At 27.6% G+C, this 20,009-nt stretch carries 20 protein-coding genes; 13 read left to right on the plus strand and 7 right to left on the minus strand.

Going from position 1 to position 20,009, the window contains the following annotated elements; translation table 11 throughout:
* The first annotated feature begins 96 nt into the window (after window positions 1-96).
* The 8 genes from ABIV_RS11035 to ABIV_RS11070 all read left to right on the plus strand — a co-directional run bounded on the left by ABIV_RS11035 (window position 97) and on the right by ABIV_RS11070 (window position 10,301).
* Entirely contained in the window at window positions 97-1,887 is a 1,791-nt protein-coding gene (locus ABIV_RS11035; RefSeq protein ID WP_114839930.1) for an ABC transporter ATP-binding protein, read from the plus strand.
* Window positions 1,880-3,658: an ABC transporter ATP-binding protein gene (locus tag ABIV_RS11040; RefSeq protein ID WP_114839931.1), complete on the plus strand. Its 1,779-nt coding sequence runs from the start codon at window positions 1,880-1,882 to the stop codon at window positions 3,656-3,658. Before ABIV_RS11035 ends, ABIV_RS11040 begins: the two co-directional genes overlap by 8 nt.
* Window positions 3,655-4,866, plus strand: a complete 1,212-nt coding sequence (locus ABIV_RS11045) for an MFS transporter (protein WP_114839932.1) — start codon at window positions 3,655-3,657, stop codon at window positions 4,864-4,866. Before ABIV_RS11040 ends, ABIV_RS11045 begins: the two co-directional genes overlap by 4 nt.
* Window positions 4,863-6,029 carry an MFS transporter gene (locus ABIV_RS11050; protein WP_114839933.1) on the plus strand — a complete coding sequence of 389 codons (1,167 nt, stop codon included), beginning with the start codon at window positions 4,863-4,865 and terminating at the stop codon, window positions 6,027-6,029. The genes ABIV_RS11045 and ABIV_RS11050 overlap by 4 nt, the downstream gene beginning before the upstream one ends.
* A gap of 1 nt (window position 6,030) precedes the next feature.
* A complete protein-coding gene (locus ABIV_RS11055; RefSeq protein WP_114839934.1) occupies window positions 6,031-6,582 on the plus strand; it encodes a manganese efflux pump MntP in 552 nt (183 codons plus the stop codon).
* A 71-nt stretch (window positions 6,583-6,653) separates the two neighbouring features.
* Window positions 6,654-7,931: a TAXI family TRAP transporter solute-binding subunit gene (locus ABIV_RS11060; protein ID WP_114839935.1), complete on the plus strand. Its 1,278-nt coding sequence runs from the start codon at window positions 6,654-6,656 to the stop codon at window positions 7,929-7,931.
* Between the two features lie 54 nt (window positions 7,932-7,985).
* Complete coding sequence (trpS, locus tag ABIV_RS11065) at window positions 7,986-8,948, plus strand: tryptophan--tRNA ligase (protein ID WP_114839936.1); 963 nt, start codon at window positions 7,986-7,988, stop codon at window positions 8,946-8,948.
* A 9-nt stretch (window positions 8,949-8,957) separates the two neighbouring features.
* Window positions 8,958-10,301, plus strand: coding sequence for a diguanylate cyclase (locus ABIV_RS11070; protein ID WP_114839937.1), 1,344 nt, complete (start codon window positions 8,958-8,960; stop codon window positions 10,299-10,301).
* 4 nt (window positions 10,302-10,305) lie between these two features.
* On the opposite strand, the gene ABIV_RS11075 is transcribed toward ABIV_RS11070, so the two are convergent.
* The 4 genes from ABIV_RS11075 to ABIV_RS11090 are packed head-to-tail and all read right to left on the minus strand — an operon-like array spanning window position 10,306 to window position 12,532.
* Window positions 10,306-11,001 carry a class I SAM-dependent DNA methyltransferase gene (locus ABIV_RS11075; protein WP_114839938.1) on the minus strand — a complete coding sequence of 232 codons (696 nt, stop codon included), beginning with the start codon at window positions 10,999-11,001 and terminating at the stop codon, window positions 10,306-10,308.
* Entirely contained in the window at window positions 10,992-11,609 is a 618-nt protein-coding gene (gene hisG, locus ABIV_RS11080) for an ATP phosphoribosyltransferase (RefSeq protein WP_114839939.1), read from the minus strand. The genes ABIV_RS11075 and hisG overlap by 10 nt, the downstream gene beginning before the upstream one ends.
* Complete coding sequence (locus tag ABIV_RS11085) at window positions 11,587-12,213, minus strand: type III pantothenate kinase (protein ID WP_114839940.1); 627 nt, start codon at window positions 12,211-12,213, stop codon at window positions 11,587-11,589. The genes hisG and ABIV_RS11085 overlap by 23 nt, the downstream gene beginning before the upstream one ends.
* Window positions 12,200-12,532 (minus strand): hypothetical protein, encoded by a 333-nt coding sequence (locus ABIV_RS11090; RefSeq protein ID WP_114839941.1) that lies wholly within the window; start codon window positions 12,530-12,532, stop codon window positions 12,200-12,202. The genes ABIV_RS11085 and ABIV_RS11090 overlap by 14 nt, the downstream gene beginning before the upstream one ends.
* Window positions 12,533-12,755: 223 nt before the next feature.
* Here ABIV_RS11090 and ABIV_RS11095 point away from each other — a divergent pair, with 223 nt between their 5' ends.
* Together ABIV_RS11095 and gshB are read left to right on the plus strand one after the other, a co-directional pair.
* Entirely contained in the window at window positions 12,756-15,527 is a 2,772-nt protein-coding gene (locus ABIV_RS11095) for a transporter substrate-binding domain-containing protein (protein WP_114839942.1), read from the plus strand.
* 67 nt (window positions 15,528-15,594) lie between these two features.
* Window positions 15,595-16,626, plus strand: coding sequence for a glutathione synthase (gene gshB / locus ABIV_RS11100; protein ID WP_114839943.1), 1,032 nt, complete (start codon window positions 15,595-15,597; stop codon window positions 16,624-16,626).
* Between the two features lie 13 nt (window positions 16,627-16,639).
* On the opposite strand, the gene ABIV_RS13640 is transcribed toward gshB, so the two are convergent.
* The gene (locus ABIV_RS13640; protein WP_162918011.1) at window positions 16,640-16,816 is read right to left on the minus strand and encodes a hypothetical protein; all 177 of its coding nucleotides are present in this window, start codon (window positions 16,814-16,816) and stop codon (window positions 16,640-16,642) included.
* 5 nt (window positions 16,817-16,821) lie between these two features.
* Complete coding sequence (locus ABIV_RS11105) at window positions 16,822-17,055, minus strand: hypothetical protein (RefSeq protein ID WP_114839944.1); 234 nt, start codon at window positions 17,053-17,055, stop codon at window positions 16,822-16,824.
* Window positions 17,056-17,264: 209 nt separating this feature from the next.
* Between ABIV_RS11105 and ABIV_RS11110 the strand changes: the two genes are divergently transcribed.
* From ABIV_RS11110 to ABIV_RS11120, 3 genes are read left to right on the plus strand one after another with little or no spacing between them, the layout of a single operon-like run.
* Entirely contained in the window at window positions 17,265-18,008 is a 744-nt protein-coding gene (locus tag ABIV_RS11110) for an SdiA-regulated domain-containing protein (protein ID WP_114839945.1), read from the plus strand.
* A complete protein-coding gene (locus ABIV_RS11115; protein ID WP_114839946.1) occupies window positions 18,001-18,780 on the plus strand; it encodes a threonine/serine exporter family protein in 780 nt (259 codons plus the stop codon). The genes ABIV_RS11110 and ABIV_RS11115 overlap by 8 nt, the downstream gene beginning before the upstream one ends.
* On the plus strand, window positions 18,780-19,247 hold the full coding sequence (locus ABIV_RS11120; protein ID WP_114839947.1) for a threonine/serine exporter family protein: 468 nt from the start codon (window positions 18,780-18,782) through the stop codon (window positions 19,245-19,247). Before ABIV_RS11115 ends, ABIV_RS11120 begins: the two co-directional genes overlap by 1 nt.
* On the opposite strand, the gene ABIV_RS11125 is transcribed toward ABIV_RS11120, so the two are convergent.
* The gene (locus ABIV_RS11125; protein ID WP_162918012.1) at window positions 19,244-20,008 is read right to left on the minus strand and encodes an ATP-binding protein; all 765 of its coding nucleotides are present in this window, start codon (window positions 20,006-20,008) and stop codon (window positions 19,244-19,246) included. The genes ABIV_RS11120 and ABIV_RS11125 overlap by 4 nt on opposite strands.
* Between the last annotated feature and the right edge of the window lies 1 nt (window position 20,009).

Consider the following 20,009-nt stretch of genomic DNA (forward strand, 5'->3'; position numbering starts at 1 on the left):
CAAAAAACACTTTTATAAAAACCCTTAAAAAAACAGGATAGATATTGATAAAAACATCAATATCTATTCAGCTCAAAATAATCTTAGGAATTAATAATGAAAAAACAAAAAGAAAAAAAATATGGTCTTTGGGCTATTATGAAACCTGTAATGTTTGAAATACGTTTAGCAATGCTTTTAGCAGCAATTGGAAGCTTATCTTTAATCACAACTCTTATAGTTTTATCTTTAACCTTATCAAATATTATGCAAGATACTCCCTTAGAAATCTTTGGTATAAAACTTGACCTTGTAAATACAATTATATTATTAGCAATTATGACAGTTATCGCTTTTCTATCAAGATTTTATGCTTTTGTAGTTTCTCACTTAGGAGCATTTAGATTAGAGCAAATTTTACGTACTAATTTAGCCCAACACTTAGCAGAAGTTCCTTTAGGATACATTATTTCAAATGGTTCAGGAACACTTAAAAAAGTAATGCAAAATGATGTAAGAAGTCTACACACTTTTGTAGCAGACAGTGTTCCTATGATAGCAAAAAGTATAGTAGCCCCTTTTACAACCTTGATAGTACTTTTTATTATAGATTTTAGATTAGCTCTTGCTAGCATCTCTATTTTAATTCTTGGTTGGCTTACTATGGCTTACGCTATGAGAGATTCAAAAGAGTTAAGAGAAAAATATGACCAAAGCCAAAATGATATAAATAAAGCAGTAATAGAATTTGCACAAGCTATGCCTGTAGTAAGAACTTTTGATGATGGAACAAGCTCTTTCAAACGATATAACAATGCACTTCATGCCTATAAAGAAAACTTAAATAATTGGATGAGAACAAGTGCAATTCCTGCAAAACTTGGAATGATAATATTAAGTCCTTTACCTACTCTTTTAGCAGTATTATTTACAGGAGTCATTCTTTTAAATAATGATTCAATGGAACTTTTTGCTTTAATTACTGCACTTTTTTTAAGTACAGGCATGGCTGATTCTATGATGCCAATAATGTGGCTTCAAAATTTCATTAAAAAATCTCAAGCCTCTGCATTAAAGATTCAAGAAATATTAGATATCCCTACTCTAAGTATTTCTAAAAATGGACAAACTCCAACAAGTTTTGATTTAGAGTTTAAAAATGTATTTTTTAAATATGAAAATGTAGAAAAAAACTATGCTTTAGAAAATATAAACTTTAGAATAGAAAGTGGAAGTGTCACAGCTTTAGTAGGTCCAAGTGGTGCAGGAAAAAGTACTATCGCAAAACTTATTCCTAGATTTTGGGACGTAAATAAAGGAGAGATTTGTATAGGTGGAGTAAATATTAAAGAAATAGAACCACAGATTTTAATGAACACAGTCTCTTTCGTATTTCAAGATACCTTTCTTTTTCAAGACACAATTTACAACAATATAAAAATGGCAAACCCAAAGGCAACAAAAGAAGAAGTAATAAAAGCAGCAAAAGCGGCACAAATACATGATTTCATAGAGAGTTTACCAAAAGGATATGAATCTAAAGCAGGAGATAGAGGAACAAATCTTTCAGGAGGTCAAAAACAACGTATCACAATAGCCCGTGCTATTTTAAGAGATACTCCTATTATAGTACTTGATGAAGCAACCGCTTTTGCAGATCCAGAAAATGAAGAAGAGATAGTAAAAGCTTTGGCAAATTTAACTGTAAACAAAACAGTTATTATGATAGCTCACCGTCTTTCAACTATAAAAAATGCCGACCAAATAGTAGTATTTGACCAAGGAAAAATAAGTGAAATAGGTAAACACGAAGAGTTGTTAGAAAATAAAGGTATCTACAAAAAACTATGGGAAAACTATGAAAAAGCAAGTCAATGGAATTTAGAAAAAGGAAAAACAAATGAATAGTGAAAAAGTATCTTCATTTAAAGAGTCTTATAAAACAACTCTAAATATTGCAGGCAAAAGTTCCAATTTAGTAAAAAGAAGTTTTTTATATTTTATTATTGCTTATATCTTTCAAGGTATAGCTTTTGCTCTTTTTTTCCCTCTTTTAAATAATATTTTCCAAATAGAATTTAATTTAAAAGAGACTCTTTTTTGGCTTGGAGCAATTTGTATATTTAGTCTATGCTCTTTCTTTTTTCGATGGCTAGGTTCTAATTTTCAATATTCAAAAGAGATTGTTCAAATAACCCATAACCTAAGAGTTAAACTTGGAGAAAAGATAAAAACTATGCCTCTTCAAAGCCTATATAGATATAGAACAGGAGAATTAAACTCTATCTTAGCACAAAATGTTGATGAGTCAATTTTACATATGGGAATAGTTTCTGGAATGTTTTTTGAAGTAGCTATTGTGCCTCTTGTAATAATCATTGCAACATTTTTTATAGACCCAAGCATGGCAATAGCTCTTCTTATTGCTTTTCCTTTTGCAATTCCTATTTATAATTGGAGTAGAAAGAAAACAAAATGGGATAAAACAGAAGGAATAAAAGCCCACGCAAACCTTGAAGCAGATACTATTGAATATATTCAAGGTTTACCTATTTTAAGAGCAGTAAATCAAGTAGGTGAAAATGCACAGAACCTTCAAAAATCAATTGCTAATTTAAGAGAAGTACAAAAAAAAGGTCTTTTTGCTTCAACCTTTCCAATGATTATAATGAATACTCTTATTGAGTTTCTATTTCTATTTATTCTTGTTTTAGGAAGTATATATATTACTAAAGGAGAGTTTAGTATAGGAGCTTTAATTGCCTTACTTATAATTTTAGGAAGATTATCTGAACCATTAGCAAACTTCTTAGCAGTAGCAAGTGTTTTAGATATTATGGAGGCTTCTTTTAAAAATATTCAAAAGCTTTTGGAAGTAAAAGAGTTTTTTGTAAAAGAGCCAAAACAAAGACCAAAAGAGTTTAATATTAATTTTGAAAATGTAGATTTTGCATATGAAGGAAATACAAAAAATAGTTTAGAAAACTTAAGCCTTGAAATCAAAGACAAATCACTTACTGCAATAGTTGGTCCATCTGGAAGTGGTAAAACAACAATTACAAAACTAATTATGAGATATGATGATCCACAAAAAGGAGTGGTTAAAATTGGTGGTGTAGATATTAGAAAAATGAAACAAACTACTTTAATGAGTTATATCTCTGTAGTATTTCAAGATGTCTATTTATTCGATGATACTATTTTAAATAATATTCGTATGGGAAAACCAAATGCAAGTGATGAAGAAGTATTAGTAGCTTCTAAAGCTGCATTTTGTCATGAGTTTGTTTCAAGACTTCCCCATGGATATGAAACAAAGGTTGGAGAAATTGGTGGAAGTTTAAGTGGAGGAGAACGTCAACGTATTTCTATAGTAAGAGCAATTTTAAAAGATGCACCTATTGTAATACTTGATGAACCTACCTCAGCACTAGACACCGAAAGTGAAGTAGCTGTTCAAAATGCTTTAGACAAACTTATTAAAAATAAAACTGTAATTGTAATAGCCCATAGACTTTCTACTATTTCCCATGCAGATAATATTTTAGTAGTAGAAGATGGACAAATAAAAGAGTATGGTACACACCAAGAACTAATTGAAAAAAAAGAGAAATATTATTCAATGTTTCAAGCTCAACAAAGAGTAAAAGAGTGGGATGTAAAGAGTAATATAGAATGAAAAAGAAATTAACTTGGAATACTTTATTCTTATTATTTAGTCTTTATACAACTCAATTTCTAGGATTAGGCTTCTTTATAGAAGCCTTTATTGGAATTTTAAGGCAAAACGGAGTCTCTTTAGAAAATCTTGGTTTTATATATATGCTAGGTCTTTTTTGGGTATTTAGATTTTTGTGGGCTCCTTTTATTGATAAAATCTATTTTAAAAAAATAGGACATTATCGAGCTTGGATTCTTATTTTCCAATCATTAATGGTTCTTACACTTTTTTTTATAGCCTTATTACATATAGATAGGAATCTACTTTTAATAATAGTTCTATCCATATTTTTTGCTTTTTTTGCAGCATCACAAAATATCGCTTTAGATGCCTTTGCTATTAAAATAACTTTTAAAAAAGAACGTTCTTTGATAAATGGAATTAAAGCTGCAGGTGGATTAATTGGAATGATTTTAGGTGGAGGATTTGGGTTAATTCTTTATTCTAAAGTAGGTTGGCACTCTACTATGTTTGTGATGACTATTTTTACAGCAATATCTCTTATTCACATATTTTTTTATACAGAACCAAAGATGAAACATGCAAACTTTGTTGAAAAAGTGGATTACAAACAATATCTTACCTTTTGGAAAACAAAAGAGAAAAAACTATGGTTTATTTTACTTTTCCTTTATCCAATAACTATCTCCTCAGCATTTGGAATAACTACCCCTTTATTAGTTGATTTAAATTGGAGTTTAGACAAAATAGGTTTTGCTGTTCACATTGTAGGTTATGGAATAGGTTTTTTAGCCTCATTTGCCACTTCATTTCTAATAAACAAATTTGGAAGAAAAATTATTCTGATAGTTGCAGCAATAGGACAAATAATTGGTATCTTAATGCTATTTTTAATTTTCAAATATCATGAAAATGAATTCCTTGTTATGTTTGTTGTAGGATTTATATTTCTATTTTATACTCCTTCACAAGTATTAATGACAACTTTAATGATGGATTTATCTTCAAATAAATCTCCTGCTTCACAATTTGCAATACAACATAGTATTTATATGTTTTCAGGAATTTTCTTTAGTTCAATGTCTGTTTCCTTATCTGGTATTTTAGGATATGAAAAGATAATTCTAATTTGTGCCTTTATAGGCTTATTTTCAATCTATTTTTCAACAAAAATTGAAACTATTATAAAAGGAGAAAAAAGATGAAAGAGATTAAACCTTTAATGCTCATTACTATCTTGTGTGCTTCATCAATGATGGCTTTTTTAGCTGTTGTTGGTCCAATAATTAGAGAACTAAAGTTACAAGAGTGGCATGCTGGGCTTATGGTCGCACTTGCAGGAGTTGCATGGTTTATATTATCAAGATTTTGGGGTAAAAAAAGTGATTTCTATGGAAGAAAAAATATCTTAGTTTTCGCAAGTATTGGATTTTTCTTTTCATACTTATTACTTGCTCTTTTTGTAAATTATGCAATTATTACACCACCAACTATTATCCTTTCTCTTAGTATATTAATTTTTACAAGAGTTATGATTGGAGTATTTTATTCTGCTATTCCACCTGTTTCAAATGCATTAATTGCAGATAAAGTGGAAATAAAAAAAAGAACTTCTTATATGGCTAGTTTAGGAGCTGCAAATGGTATTGGTATGGTTTTAGGACCAATTATAGGAGGAGCACTAGCAATTTATGGTTTAGCAGTACCGTTATATGTTGCTGCAATTTTACCTTTGCTTGCAGTTTTTATATTAATAATATTTTTAGAACCAAATAAAAAAATAGAAAAAACTGAAACTTCAGTACTTAAATTTTTTGATAAAAGAATTAGAATACCAATGCTTGCTTCTTTTTTTACTATGTTTTGTATTGTTACTTCTCAAGTTTGTTTGGGTTTTTATATTTTAGATAAATTTAATATCTCTTCTATTGATGCAGCAAAAGTAACAGGTTATATCTTAGCTATTACAGGTATAGTTTTTATTATTACGCAAATAATAGTTTCTAAACTAAAAAATATAAACCCTTATAGCTGGTTACTTATAGGTTCTATTTTGACAACAATAGGTTATTTTTTTATTAGTTTTATATCAACAAAAATTGAATTAACTTTGGGTCTTGCAATTGGAGTTGCAGGTTTAGGCATGGTCATGCCTGCTTTTATGGCAATTACTGCAAATAGTGTAGAAGCTCATGAACAAGGAGTTGCAGCAGGTACAGTATCTGCTTCACAAGGTTTAGGTATTATAATTGGTCCACTTTTTAGTACTATACTTTATGAGATAAATCCTACTTATCCTTTCTTATTTTCAGCTTTTCTTTTTTCTGTATTGACTATAATTGCGTTTTTATATAAGAAAGGCTTATAAAATGTTAGAAGTTGTTATTTTAGCAATTGCACTTAGTATGGATGCTTTTGCTGTTTCAATTGGTTTAGGAATAAAAAATAAAGAAAAAATAAAAAGTCTTGCAATTATTGCTGGTCTTTATTTTGGTATTTTTCAAGCTCTAATGCCTTTTATTGGTTATGCAGGTGGAGTAGGATTAAAAGATATAATTGGTGGTTATGACTATTGGATTGCCTTTGTTCTACTTCTTTTAATTGGTGGGAAAATGATTTATGAAGCCTTTGGTGAACCTGTAGAAGAGGAAATTACAAAGGTTTCTCATAAGATTTTATTAACTCTTGCAATTGCTACAAGTATTGATGCTATGGCAGCAGGATTTACTTTACATCTATTTAACCTAAATGTTTATTTATCTTTAGCAATTATCGGTATTACTACATTTATCTTCAGTATTTTTGGTGTATATCTTGGTTCTAAAGGTGGAGCAAAATATGAAAGCAAAGCTGAAATTCTAGGTGGAGTTATTCTAATCATTATTGGATTTAAAATTCTTTTACAAAATCTACTAGTATAAAGAGGTTTCTGCCTCTTTATATTTTTGTTTTTCTAAGTTATAATAAAAGAAAATAATAAAAAGAGAAACAAATGAAATATAAATTTTTTACAATATCTATTCCTATTTTACTCCTTGTAATCGCTTCATTTTATATCACTTCAAAATTTATAAAACCTGCTCCAAAAAAAGAGATAACTATTGCAACAGGCACAAAAAATGGGAACTACTATAAAACAGCACTAATTTATAAAGAACTTCTAGAAAAAGAGAATGTAAAAGTAAACCTTTTAACTTCAGAAGGTTCTATTGATAATATAAAACTACTAAAAGAAAATAAAGCTGATATTGCTTTTTTACAAAATGGAACAATTAAAAGTCATCAAGAAGATATTAAATCTTTAGCCTCTATTTATTATGAACCTTTATGGGTTTTTTATAGAAATGAAGGTTTTTCAATAAACTATGTTATTCAACTAATTTCTAAAAAAATATCTATTGGAAAAGAAGGTAGTGGAACAAAAGATTTAGCATTAAAAGTTTTGGAAGATAATGGAATAAATAAAGAAAACTCTCAAATTTTCAATTATGATGCAAATAGAGCAAAAGATGAACTTATAAAAGGAAATATTGATGCTATGTTTGTAGTCTCTTCACATAATTCAGAGGCGATAAGAGAGTTACTTTCTAATCCTAAAATAAATGTTTTAAGTTTTAAAAGAGCAAAAGCCTATAGTAGAAAATATCCATTTTTAGAGGCTTTAACTCTATATGAAGGTACTTTAGATTTATATAAAAACTTACCAGATGAGAATATAAACCTCTTAGCTACAACTGCAAATTTAGTTGTAAAAAGTGATTTTTCAGAAGAACTTATTAGATTAGTTTTAAAAAAAGTAAAAGAAGTACATGAGAAAAAAGACCTATTTGCAAAACCACAACAGTTTCCAAATAATATAAATATGCAACTTGAAATGCATGAAGAAGCTCAAAGGTATTTTGAGTATGGAGATACTTGGTTAGAGAAGATATTTCCCTATTGGATTGCTTCAAATATTGATAGATTAAAGCTTTTAATTATTCCCTTATTAACTCTACTTTTCCCTCTATTTAAAGGATTTTTCCCACTTTACACTTGGACTATGCGTTCTAAAATCTATAAATGGTATGAAAAAGTTAGAAAATTAGATAATAATATAGAAACTTTAGAGAAAAAACAGTTAGAAGAAGAGCTATTAAATATTCAAAACCTAAAGAGTGAAATACAAAAAGAGACAAGAGTTCCACTCTCTTTTATGGGTGAATATTACAATCTACAGCTACACCTCGATTTAATCGAAACCAAGATAGAGAAAAAGCTTTCTTCATAGTTTAAAAACTCTTTAGATATAATGCATCTTTAAAAAATTTTAAGGATGTATAAATTGAGAATATTATCTGGAATTCAACCAAGTGGAACTTTACATATTGGTAACTACTTCGGAGCAATAAAAAGAATTATCGAATCACAAGATCAAGGTGATTTATTTGCATTTGTTGCCTCATATCATGCTTTAACAACAGTTAAAGAAAAAGAACTTTTAGAAAAAAATATCTTTGAAGCAGTAGTTAACTTTTTAGCTTTAGGAATGGACCCTGAGAAATCAACATTTTGGGTACAAAGCGATGTTAAAGAGGTACTTGAATTATACTGGATATTATCAAACCATACATCAATGGGACTTCTTGAAAGAGCTCACTCATATAAAGATAAAGTAGCAAAAGGTATTGTAGCAAGCCATGGACTATTTTCTTATCCTGTTTTAATGGCTGCTGATATTCTACTTTACGATTCAAATCTAGTTCCTGTAGGAAAAGACCAAATTCAACACGTAGAGATGACAAGAGATATTGCAAATAGCTTTAATCATCACTATAATACAGATATTTTTGTTTTACCTGAAGCAAAAGTTGATGAAACAGTAGCAACAGTTCCAGGAACAGATGGAGCTAAAATGTCGAAATCATATGGAAATACAATCGATATGTTTGGAACAAAAAAAGGTATTAAAAAACAAGTTATGGGAATTGTGACTGACTCAAAAGAGTTAGATGAACCAAAAGATTATGAAAACTGTAATATCTATAAACTTTGTGAACTATTTATGAATGAGCAAGAACTAAAAGATTTACAAGGAAGATATGCTACTCCTGGAGAAGGATATGGACATTTCAAATTAACTTTACTTGATAAAATAAATGAACACTTTGCTCCATATCAAGAAAGAAGAGAACATCTATTAAATAATCCCAAAGAAGTAAAAGAAATTTTAGAGTTTGGTGCTAGCAAAGCAAGAAAAATTGCAAATGCAAAAATGGATAAAATTAGATCAATAGTTGGTCTGTAAGGATAAAAAATGATACCTGAAGTATTAGATATAGCAATTAAAGATGTTGTTTCAATAGATGCAAATCAACCTTTAGAAGAGGCTGTAAAAATAATGGCTGCTTCAAACTTAAGGACTATTGTTATAAAAGATACTTCCTCGTATAAGATTTTAACTACTGCTCAATTAATAGATTTTAAATTAGAAAGAGTAAACTACTCTACAAAGTTAAAAGATTTAAAATTAAAAAGAGTAAAAGAGATTAGCAAGAATTTAAATCTTATAAACCTTCTAAATGAAATCAATTCTACAGAAGAGTACATGGTAGTGAAAGATGAAAATAATGAGCTGGCAGGTATTCTTTCATATACTGATATTATAAATAACATAGACCCTCAAATTTTAATGGAAAAACAGACTTTAGGTAATTTAATTTTAAATTATCAAGCTGTTTTTACTTATGAAAATTCTTCAGCACTTCATGCTGTAAAACTTATAAAAAATAGTGGAACAGATGCAGTTATAATCAAAGACAATGATGAAAAAGCAGTAGGGATTTTTACGTCAAAAGATTTTATTAACCTTATTCACTTAGATTGTGATTTAACTCAAAGTATTTCAAAGTTTATGACAAGCCCAATTAAAACTTTAAATGAGCATTCAACTATTGCGGAAGCCTTAGCTTTTATTAGAAAACAAAAATTCAAAAGAATAATAATTGAAAATGAACAAGGTTTTGTTACAGGGATAATCTCTCAAAAAGAACTTTTAAGAATTGTTTATAATAAGTGGATTGAACTTATGAAAAAAGAGGGAAATAAAATCTCTAAAACAAATGAAGAGTTAATCCAAACAAAAAGCCAACTTGAAGAAGTTGCAGCAACAGACTATTTAACTAAAATATACAATAGACAAAAGTTTGAATCTTTTTTAGAGTATGAGATAAATAAACTAAATAGATATGATAATGGAAGTTTTACTTTGCTTTTAGTTGATATTGACCATTTCAAAAGAATCAATGATTCATATGGACATTTAAAAGGAGACTCTGTTTTAAAAGAGTTTGCAAAAATATTAAAACTTAGCTCACGACAAAGTGATGTTGTTGCAAGATGGGGAGGAGAGGAATTTGTTGTTCTTCTTCCTCACACAGGGGTTGAAGAAGCAATTTTAGTTGCAGAAAAACTTCGTTCTACAGTAGAAATCCATGACTTTAAAGATAATCTTGAATTGACTTGTTCTATAGGTATTTCTCAGTTTCATAAAGATGATACAAAAAGAGAAGTTTTTAATAGAGCAGATAATGCTTTATATAAAGCAAAAGCTTTAGGAAGAAATAGAATAGAGATAGAAGTTTTAACTTGTAATGTTTAAACTTCTATTTTTTACAAATATAGATTTGTTTATCTGCTTTTTCATCACTATGAAGATTGAAGTCTCTTAACTCTTCAACTTCAAAACCAACCTTTTTTAGCATCTTTTTTAATCTATCTTTACTATGATAATATTGAGTTATAAAATCACTCTCTTTTTTAAAGTTTTCATTTTCTTGTTTTGTAAATAGTGTTAAGTTAGTAATTAATTTTTCATCTTCGTAAATTGCATCAATTCCTATAAACTTATCTTCAAAATCTATAGTTATACAACCTTGTGCTATCTCTTCAAAACCATAAAGAGTATTTACATCAAAGATAAAATATCCTTTATCATTTAAAGCTTTGTAAATGTTCTCAAAAAACTCTTTTAAACTATCTTTTGGAATATAATTTATCACATCAAAAATAGCTGTTGCACAATCATATTTTTCTTTTACATCTTTTAAGTCAATACATGCAACATTTTCTACACCTCTTTGTTTACAAGCTTCAATTTGTTCACTACTTAAATCAATTCCATATGCTTTTTTTTGATTTAGATTAAGACTTTCAATAAAAAAACCTTGTCCACAACCTACATCTAAAATATTGTCTAACTCTTTATCAAAAACAATAGACATAAACTCATTATGTAAGTTATAAACCTCATCTTGAAAGTCTAAAAAAGGCTCTATCTTAGAGTATAAATTTAATCCCATTGAATAACAGCTTCTAACTTCTCTTTTAAATCAAAAATCTTATCTTTTTTTGCATAATAAGAGTTTTTGTTTGCAATTAAGTGAGCAGAACTTTCCATAATTGTAGGCCCTACTTCTAACCCATTTTGCTTCATTGTTGCACCAGTTTCTACAATATCAACGATACAATCAGCAAGATTTACTAATGGAGCTAATTCTATAGAACCATAAAGTTTAATAATATCGACTGCCATTGCTTTTTCTTCAAAATATCTTTTTGCAATTTTTTCATGTTTTGTAGCAACAGTAATTTTACTTTTTGTCATATCAAGTTCTTGTCCTTTGATAAGTCCAAAAGCAACTTTACAAAAGCCTAGTTGTAAGTCAAGTAGTTTAATTAAGTCATACTCTTTTTCTTCTAATACATCAAGTCCAACTACACCTAAATCTGCTGCTCCATGCATTACATAAGTAGGTACATCTTGATTTCTTACATTTAAAAATCTAAATCCAGCTTTTTCTAAAATAAGTTTTCTATCTTCAAAAATGAACTCTTCATCAAATGCTTGTTCAAACTTAGAAAGAGTCTCTTGCGCAATTCTTCCTTTAGGTAATGCAATTGTTAGCATCAATTATCCTTCTCATATTTTCAAAAATTATATCTTTTTTATAGATGCTATTGTCAAAGAATTTACTTAAAAATTCCCCATCTCCACCAGTAAAAGTAATCTGCTTCTTTTTACTTACTTTTTTAATTGGTTCTATAATTGATTTTAATATAGCATAAGAGATTGCATCTTTAGTACAAAGGGGGATTTTATCTAAATTTACCTTTGTATTTAAATCAACATCTAGTTTATGTGAAATTTGAGGGTAAATATCTCTAAAAGCTTTAAGCCCAGGAAGTATAAAACCACCTTTATGTTTTTTCTTTTTCATAATATCAACTGTTATAGCACTTCCTGCATCTACTAAAATTGTATCTTCTAAAAAACAACAAGCAATTTTTCTATCTAATCCCATCCCCACGTATTTTGTCTTAAACTCTAAATATGGTTCTAAGTCTATAATATCATCATTTTTGTGTTTTAATTTTGCAGTTGCATTTTCATTTACAGAGATATAATAGATTCTCTCCTTAAAATCTGGTATTTCTGAGTTTACTAAATATCTTTGTTCTTCTCCATTGATATTAAAATGAAAAGTTGTATTACCAATATCACATAAAATCAACTCTTACACTCCACTTATTATCTTCTAATAACTTTTTAGCTTTTGAACATAAAGCAGAGCTAATAAGTAACTCTTTTTTCTTAAAATTATGTTCTTTATATTGTGCTAAGTCAAACTCTAATTGCATTAAATCTTCTGCATTTTTTCTTATAAATCTACTCTTTGAATCAACAATAAATATTGCGTAATACTCTTTTTTAACAGATGTTGATACAAATATTTTAATTTTTTTTCTACTTTTTAACTCTTTGGGGCTAATCTCTTCTATCTCTTTAAATAGAATATCTTTGTCTAAATAATATCTTGTTATATCTTTCAATATATCCCTTATTCTCTTATATTTTAGATATTATATACAAAGCATATTTAGTATTTATTAAACTCCAATCATATATAATCCTAAAACAAATAATTAGATTTATTTTTTAAGTTATTATTTATAAATTAAATTTTATCTAAGCTTATTAAATAAACAATTACAAATTAAGTAAGAAACTTTTTTTGATATAATATTTTCACTTTGGCAACAATTGGATTAATAGATGTTAAAACTAAAGACTTTTATAATTTTTTTATTTTTTGTTAGCTTTTTATATGCAAAACCATTTAAAAAAACTTTCACTGTTTCTTATGACCCTAATTATGCACCTTTTTCTTATTTAGAAAATCAAGAACCTCAAGGTCTTTTGATTGATTATTGGAAACTTTGGGCAGAAAAAAACAACTATGAAATCAAATTTATAAATGGAAAACTTTGGGATAATTCAATTCAACTTTTAAAAGAAGGGAAAGTAGATTTTTTCCTTGGAACTGAAGTTTATAAAGATTGGATGCATGGCTCAAAAGTTTTTTATAAAAGAAGAACTGCTTTATTTACTCACAAACAAACAAGTAAAGATTTTACTAAAAATGCTTCTTATATTATAGGTATCATAGGAAAAGATTACGAACAAGTTATAAAAGAGAACTTCCCTAATTCTGAGATTATAATTTACAAAGACTACGATAAGGCTATTAATAATCTTATATCAAAAAAAATCGACCTTCTTTATGATGACAAAATTGCTATTGAATTTTATACTCTTCAAACTAGACATTTCCATGAAATAAAATCAATTGAACTCTTTTCAAAAATATCTGAAACAAGTGCTATTGCCTTAAATCAGAAATTAATTGATATTTTCAATAAAGGTTTTAATAAACTAACACCTGAAGAACTTTATGATATAGAGAGTAAATGGATTATCAATGATAAGTTTAAATATTATAATAGAATAAAAGAGTTTACTTTAAATGAAGAAGAAAAAGAGTTCATTAGAAAAAACGAGTTTAGACTCTCTATTTCAGAGGATTGGAAACCTTTCTCTTTTAAATCTTCTTCAAATATACCAATTGGTATTTCAACTGAAGTTTGGGAACTATTAAGTAAGAAACTAAACCTAAAAACTAAATATACTTTTTTTAAAACCTTTACAGGACAATTAAAAAGCATAGAAGATAAAAAACAAGATATTATTTTTAGTACGGGAAAAACAATAGATAGAGAAAGATATTCAATTTTCACAAAACCATATATCTCTTTTCCTATTTCGATAGTTACTTTAAAAGATGAAAACTTTATTGAAAATATAGAACAAATCAAAAATAAAAAAATTGCGGTAGGAAGAAACTTTACTGCACATAAATTATTAAAAGAAAAATATCCAAAACTAGATTTCTTATTAGTTCCAAATATAAAAAAAGGTCTTCAAGCAGTTGAAAATAAACAAGCTTATGCATATATTGATATAAAACCAAATTTAACATACAATATAGGTAAACTTGACTTTGAAAATTTAAAAATATCTGGAAATACAGGGCTAAATTTCAATTTAACCATAATGATTAGAGATGATTATCAACTTTTACAAAGTGCTTTAAATAAAGCTATAGATAATCTAGATGAGCAAGAGATACAAAATATAATAAACAAATGGGAAAATATACAGTTTGAAAATCATTTTGATTATGAAATGATATGGATTGTCCTTTCTATAATTATTTTAATAATAACTATTCTTGTTTATTTAAATCAGCTAACTATCAAAAGAAATAAAATTTTAAAAGAAAAAGTTGAAGAGAGAACAAAAGAGTTAAAAAAACTAAATGAATCTTTAGAAAGAAAAGTTGAGGAGAAAACAAAAGAACTAAAAAAAGCAAACTACCTTTTAGATGAAGCACAAAAAATTGCACATCTAGGAAGTTTTCAATATGATATAAAAAAAGATGAACTTTTTTGGAGTAATGAACACTTTAAAATCTTTGAACTATCAGCGGAAGAAGTTAAACCTTCAGTTGAGCTATTTTTATCTTATGTACACGAAGAAGATAAAAAACTTATAAAAAACCATATCAAAAAACTCTTCTCTTTTAGAAGTAAACTAATAAATGAATTTAGAATAGTTCTAAAAAACAATACTATTAAATATCTGCAAATAAGTTCTAAGATTACGAAGGTTGATGAAAAAAGTGACCCTGTTTTAATAGTTGGAACAGTTTTAGATATTACAAAAATCAAAAAACTAGAGCAAGAAAAAAGAGAAAGAGATACTATTTTAGCTCAACAATCAAAAATGGCTGCAATGGGAGAGATGTTAGAAAATATTGCTCACCAATGGAGACAGCCTTTATCTGTAATCTCTACTGCTTCTACAGGAATGCAACTAACCTTAGAAATAGAAAATAAAATCTCTAAAGAGTTGGTCTTAGATAATATAAAAACAATAAATGAACATGCTCAATATTTATCAAAAACAATTGATGATTTTAGAAACTTTTTTAATCCAAATAAAGAGAAAACAACTTTTAAAATAGACTCTTGTATAAATAAATCACTCTATCTTATTACATCAAAAATAAACTCTTCAAAAATTGAACTAATAAAAGAGATGGAAGATACAACTATCTCTACTTTAGAGAGTGAATTAACACAAGTTCTATTAAATATTTTTAATAATGCAATAGATGCTTTAAATCAAAAAAAGATTGAAAATAAACTAATTTTTATAGAAGCAAAAAAACAAGATGACAAGATTTTTATTAGTATAAAAGATAATGCAGGAGGCGTTCCAAAAGAGATAAAAAATAGAATTTTTGAACCTTACTTTACAACAAAACATAAATCACAAGGTACAGGTATAGGATTATACATGTCTTCACAAATTATTACAAAACATTTAAATGGTTCAATAAAACTTGAAAATGAAGAATTTACATTTAACAATAAAATATATAAAGGTGCAAATTTTAAAATCATATTTCCTCTTGTTACATAAAAAGTAGTACAAATTGTAATCAAAAAAAAAGTATAATAATAGATTGAATTTACTTAAAGGAAAAAAAATGCATGTTGCGTTTATCATTGAACATTGGAACAATATAGAGCCAACAAAAAGTACTACACTTGCTATTATTAAAGAGTGTATGCAAAGAGGACATAAAGTTTCTGTTTTATATACAAATGATTTAACAGTAAGAAATAATATTGTTCATGGTTTCGCTAAATCACTGAAATATGAAGGAAAGATTCCAGAATCTGTAGTCTCTTTTTATAAAAAATGTGAATATCAAATTAAATTAACTGCTTTACACGCTTTTGATTGTATTATGATTAGAAAAGACCCTCCTATTTCTCCTATTGTTTTTAACTTCTTAGATTCAGTAAAAGATGAAACAATTATTATTAATGATGTAGATGGAATTAGAAAAGCAAATAATAAATTATATACTACAACATTTCATGACCCAGGTAATACATATTTACCAAAAACACATGTTTCAGGAAGTAAGAAATATATTAAAAAAATTATTGAAGACTCAGAAGAAGAGAAGATGATTCTAAAACCTCTTGATGGTTCAGGAGGAAGAGGAGTTATCGTTTTAGAAAAAAATGCAAAATCAAATATCAACTCTCTTTTAGATTTTTATATTGATAACTCTGGAGAAAACTATGTAATTTTACAAGAGTATATTTCAGGTGCAGAAAATGGGGATGTAAGAGTTATGATGCTAAATGGTAAAGCAATTGGAGCTTATCATAGAAAACCAGCAGAAGGAGAAGTTAGAGCAAATATCCAAACTGGAGGATCTGCACATAAATATACACTTACAGAATCACAAAAAAGAATTTGTAGTAAAATAGGTAAAAAACTTCTTTCTGATGGAATTTATTTTGCAGGTCTAGATATGATTGGAGATAAAATATTAGAAGTAAATGTTTTAAATCCAGGTGGAATTACAAATATCAATAAACTTTCAAAACTAAAATTACATAAAAATGTAGTTGATTTCTTAGAAGAAAAAGTTCATGAGAAAGTTGAAAAAAGAGCTGAGTTAGAATATCTTCTAAAAAGACTTAGTGAGTTAAGAGAGTAAACTCTCTCTTAGCTTATTTTTTTTGCAAAATTTTATCAGCAAGCCTTGCTAACTCAATTTGCGATAATTTTAATGTTTGTTCAGAAAGTTTTGAAATAGTTAAATTACTTTGTATCATCAAAGTTGCAGCTTGCTCATAGTCATCTTCTTTTTTTATTAAATATACTATCTTACTAACTGTTTCATTCATATATATTATTTACCTTTATTTAAAATCATTAAGTCAGCTAATTTTACAAAGTCAACGAGAGATAATCTAACACTTCTTGAAACTATGTCTTCTAACTTAATATTATTTTGTTTAATTAAATCTATTGCCAATTCATAGTCGTGATTAGTTTTTATCAGGGAGATTATATTAAATATAATCTTATTAATAGGGTCTTCTTCTTTAAAATTAGATATAAAATTAGGCATATCTTCTTGCATAATAGAATCCAAAAATAAATTGATTTTAATATAATTATAATCCATAAATGAACTAAAGTATCTAAAAGATACCTTAAGTCAATGTTACATTTTACAAAAGCTTGATTTTATCGACTCAGTACAAGGGTAACACTCCTGTTTTTATTTTCTATAATTAATTAATTCGTTATAAAAATTAGTATAAAATTTCAAAAACAAGGCAAAATAAAATGAAATACTCTTTTTTTCTACTAATTCTTTTTTTCTCTTTTCAAACTTTAATTGCTAAAGAGAAAGTAATAGCAAAAATTCCCGAAGCTTCAGGAATTGTATATAGCGAAAACTCAAATACTCTTTTTGTGGTAAATGATGAAGGTACAATCTATGAATTAAGTTTAAAAGGTGAAATAAAAAGAGAGTATAAACTTGGTACTTATGATTTAGAAGCTATTACAATAGATGAAGAAAAAAATCTTCTTCTTATTGCAAATGAAGAAAAAGATGAACTTTTAGTTGTAGATATTAAAGATTTTACTATTTTAAATAAAATAAAAATAAAAGGTACTTATCAAGGAAATAAGATAATTAAAAAAGGTAAAGATGGAATAGAAGGTCTGACTTTATATAAAAACAAAATATATGCCTCAAATCAATCAAATAAGCCTTATCCTAAAGAAGATTCTTCAGTTATTGTAATCTTAGATTATAAAATGAAAAAAAAACTTGAGATAGTTGATATTATAGACCACAAATATAAAGATATTGCAGGACTTACTTTTTATAAAGATTATCTGTATTTAATAAGCGATGATGCTAATTTGTTAATAAAATATGATATAACTTCAAAAAAAGTTGTAAAAGAGTATAAATTATCAAAAAAATATGCCCAAGAGGGAATAACTTTTGATAAAAAAGGTAGGCTTTATATAGCCGATGATAATGGACAAATTTTAAAGTTAAAAATAAATGAATAACCTTAATTATGAAGAACAAACAAAAGTAACAAGAGCGATAATTAAAGCAGCCGTTTTAATGCTTGAGTTTGGAGCAGAAAGTAAACTTATAGAGGAAACAGCTCAAAGACTTGGTTCTGCTTTAGGTGTAGATTCCGTAGAAGTCTCTTTAATCCCTTCTGCAATCGTACTAAGTACGCTTAGTAATAATCAAACACAATCAGTTACTACAACAAGAAGAGCACACCATAAACCTATAAATATGTCAATAGTTTGTGATGTTCAAAAGATGTGCATTGATGTTGAAAAATATAAAAAAGATGTTGATTATGTTTTTGAAACTATAAAAAATATTCAACCAAACCAATATAATAGATGGCTAGTTGTTTTTATGGTTGGACTTTCATGTGCTTCATTTGCATATCTTTATGGAGCAGATTTAAATGGTTTTCTTATAACCTTTCTTGCTTCAAGTGTTGCGATGTATGTAAGACATGAACTTGCTATTAGAAAATATGTACTTATTATTAGTTTTGGAATTACAGCTTTTATTGCAACTTTGATAGCTAGCATTTCTCAAATATATAATTTAAGTGCTACCCCAAATGTTGTTATGACTGCAAGTGTTATCTTATTGGCTCCTGGATTTCCTTTTGTAAACTCTGTTTTAGATGCAGTAAAAGGTTATCTCTCTATGGGTTGGGGTCGTTGGATGCAAGCACTTTTGCTTAGTGTTGCTACGTCTATTGGTATTATTTTAGCTTTTGCTTTATTAAGTATGAAAGGTTGGTAATGGAAATTTTAACTCAATACTTAATAAATGCCCTATTTTCTGCTATTCCAGCAGTTGGTTTTGCGATGGTTTTTAATGTTCCAAGAAGTGCTTTAATTTTTTGTGCTTTTGGTGGAGCAATTGGATATTCAACAAGGTTTGCTTTAATGGAGTTTAATGTTCCAATAGAGCTTGCTACTTTTTTAGCTTCTACTTTAGTTGGAATAGTTGCACTTTATTGGTCAAGAAAATATATAGTTCCTAGACCTGTTTATACAATTGCTTCTATTATTCCTTTACTTCCAGGAACATATGCTTTTACAGCTATTATAAATCTTCTTCAAATGAATGCACAAGGTGTTTCACCTGAACTTATTACTATGTTTATAGATAATGGTTTAAAAGCAGTAATTATCCTAAGTGCAATTGGTTTTGGATTAGCTCTACCCTCTTTATTTTTAATGAGATATAATAGACCTATTATCTAAACTTTTTTGTAAAAAGTGTTATAGAACTGTTTTGCTGTTCTTGCACTTTTACAGGCTCTACTTTGAGAAAATTGTAGGGCTAACTTATGTAAATTCTCTTTATCTCCTTGATACTCTTTAAAATAGCTATCTATAACTTTTAAATAATCATTTTGAGTTCCATGATAAAAAGATAACCATAACCCAAATCTATCACTTAAAGAGATTTTTTCTTCAACACTATCAGAATAATGTATCTCTCCATTATTTGAAACTACTGTTCCTATATTATCCCTTTGATATTCTGTTATAAGGTGTCGTCTATTAGAAGTAGCATAGATTTTAATATTACTTGCAGGAGCTTCAATTGAACCTTCTAAAATTCTTTTTAGTCCTTTATAACCCTTTTCTCCTTCTTCAAAAGATAAATCATCACAAAAGATTATAAACTTATAAGGCTCTTCTCTTATTTGGTCAGAGATTTCAATTAAATCATCTAAATCATCTCTATCCATCTCAATAACTCTTAAGCCTTCATCTTTATATTCGTTTAGTAGTGCTTTTATTAAAGAGGATTTTCCAGTACCTCTTGCACCCCAAAGAAGTACATTGTTTGAAGGTAAATCTTCTAAAAATCTTTTTGTGTTTTCAATTATTGCCTCTTTTTGTTTTTCTATACCTACTAAATCAACTAAAGATATTTTATCTAAGTAAATAACTGGTTTAAGTCTCTCTTTTCTTGCACGGTAAATACTTGCATAAGTGTTCTGCCAATCTATCATT

Source organism: Halarcobacter bivalviorum, from assembly GCF_003346815.1.
Classification (GTDB): Bacteria; Campylobacterota; Campylobacteria; order Campylobacterales; family Arcobacteraceae; genus Halarcobacter; species Halarcobacter bivalviorum.

What these genes read in the sequence shown, in the direction of transcription:
- ABIV_RS11035 (WP_114839930.1), top strand. Translation starts at nt 97, where the DNA reads ATGAAAAAACAAAAAGAAAAAAAATATGGTCTTTGGGCTATTATGAAA.
- ABIV_RS11040 (WP_114839931.1), top strand. Translation starts at nt 1,880, where the DNA reads ATGAATAGTGAAAAAGTATCTTCATTTAAAGAGTCTTATAAAACAACT.
- ABIV_RS11045 (WP_114839932.1), top strand. Translation starts at nt 3,655, where the DNA reads ATGAAAAAGAAATTAACTTGGAATACTTTATTCTTATTATTTAGTCTT.
- ABIV_RS11050 (WP_114839933.1), top strand. Translation starts at nt 4,863, where the DNA reads ATGAAAGAGATTAAACCTTTAATGCTCATTACTATCTTGTGTGCTTCA.
- ABIV_RS11055 (WP_114839934.1), top strand. Translation starts at nt 6,031, where the DNA reads ATGTTAGAAGTTGTTATTTTAGCAATTGCACTTAGTATGGATGCTTTT.
- ABIV_RS11060 (WP_114839935.1), top strand. Translation starts at nt 6,654, where the DNA reads ATGAAATATAAATTTTTTACAATATCTATTCCTATTTTACTCCTTGTA.
- ABIV_RS11070 (WP_114839937.1), top strand. Translation starts at nt 8,958, where the DNA reads ATGATACCTGAAGTATTAGATATAGCAATTAAAGATGTTGTTTCAATA.
- ABIV_RS11075 (WP_114839938.1), bottom strand. Translation starts at nt 11,001, where the DNA reads ATGGGATTAAATTTATACTCTAAGATAGAGCCTTTTTTAGACTTTCAA.
- hisG (WP_114839939.1), bottom strand. Translation starts at nt 11,609, where the DNA reads ATGCTAACAATTGCATTACCTAAAGGAAGAATTGCGCAAGAGACTCTT.
- ABIV_RS11095 (WP_114839942.1), top strand. Translation starts at nt 12,756, where the DNA reads ATGTTAAAACTAAAGACTTTTATAATTTTTTTATTTTTTGTTAGCTTT.
- gshB (WP_114839943.1), top strand. Translation starts at nt 15,595, where the DNA reads ATGCATGTTGCGTTTATCATTGAACATTGGAACAATATAGAGCCAACA.
- ABIV_RS13640 (WP_162918011.1), bottom strand. Translation starts at nt 16,816, where the DNA reads ATGAATGAAACAGTTAGTAAGATAGTATATTTAATAAAAAAAGAAGAT.
- ABIV_RS11105 (WP_114839944.1), bottom strand. Translation starts at nt 17,055, where the DNA reads ATGCAAGAAGATATGCCTAATTTTATATCTAATTTTAAAGAAGAAGAC.
- ABIV_RS11110 (WP_114839945.1), top strand. Translation starts at nt 17,265, where the DNA reads ATGAAATACTCTTTTTTTCTACTAATTCTTTTTTTCTCTTTTCAAACT.
- ABIV_RS11115 (WP_114839946.1), top strand. Translation starts at nt 18,001, where the DNA reads ATGAATAACCTTAATTATGAAGAACAAACAAAAGTAACAAGAGCGATA.
- ABIV_RS11120 (WP_114839947.1), top strand. Translation starts at nt 18,780, where the DNA reads ATGGAAATTTTAACTCAATACTTAATAAATGCCCTATTTTCTGCTATT.
- ABIV_RS11125 (WP_162918012.1), bottom strand. Translation starts at nt 20,008, where the DNA reads ATGATAGATTGGCAGAACACTTATGCAAGTATTTACCGTGCAAGAAAA.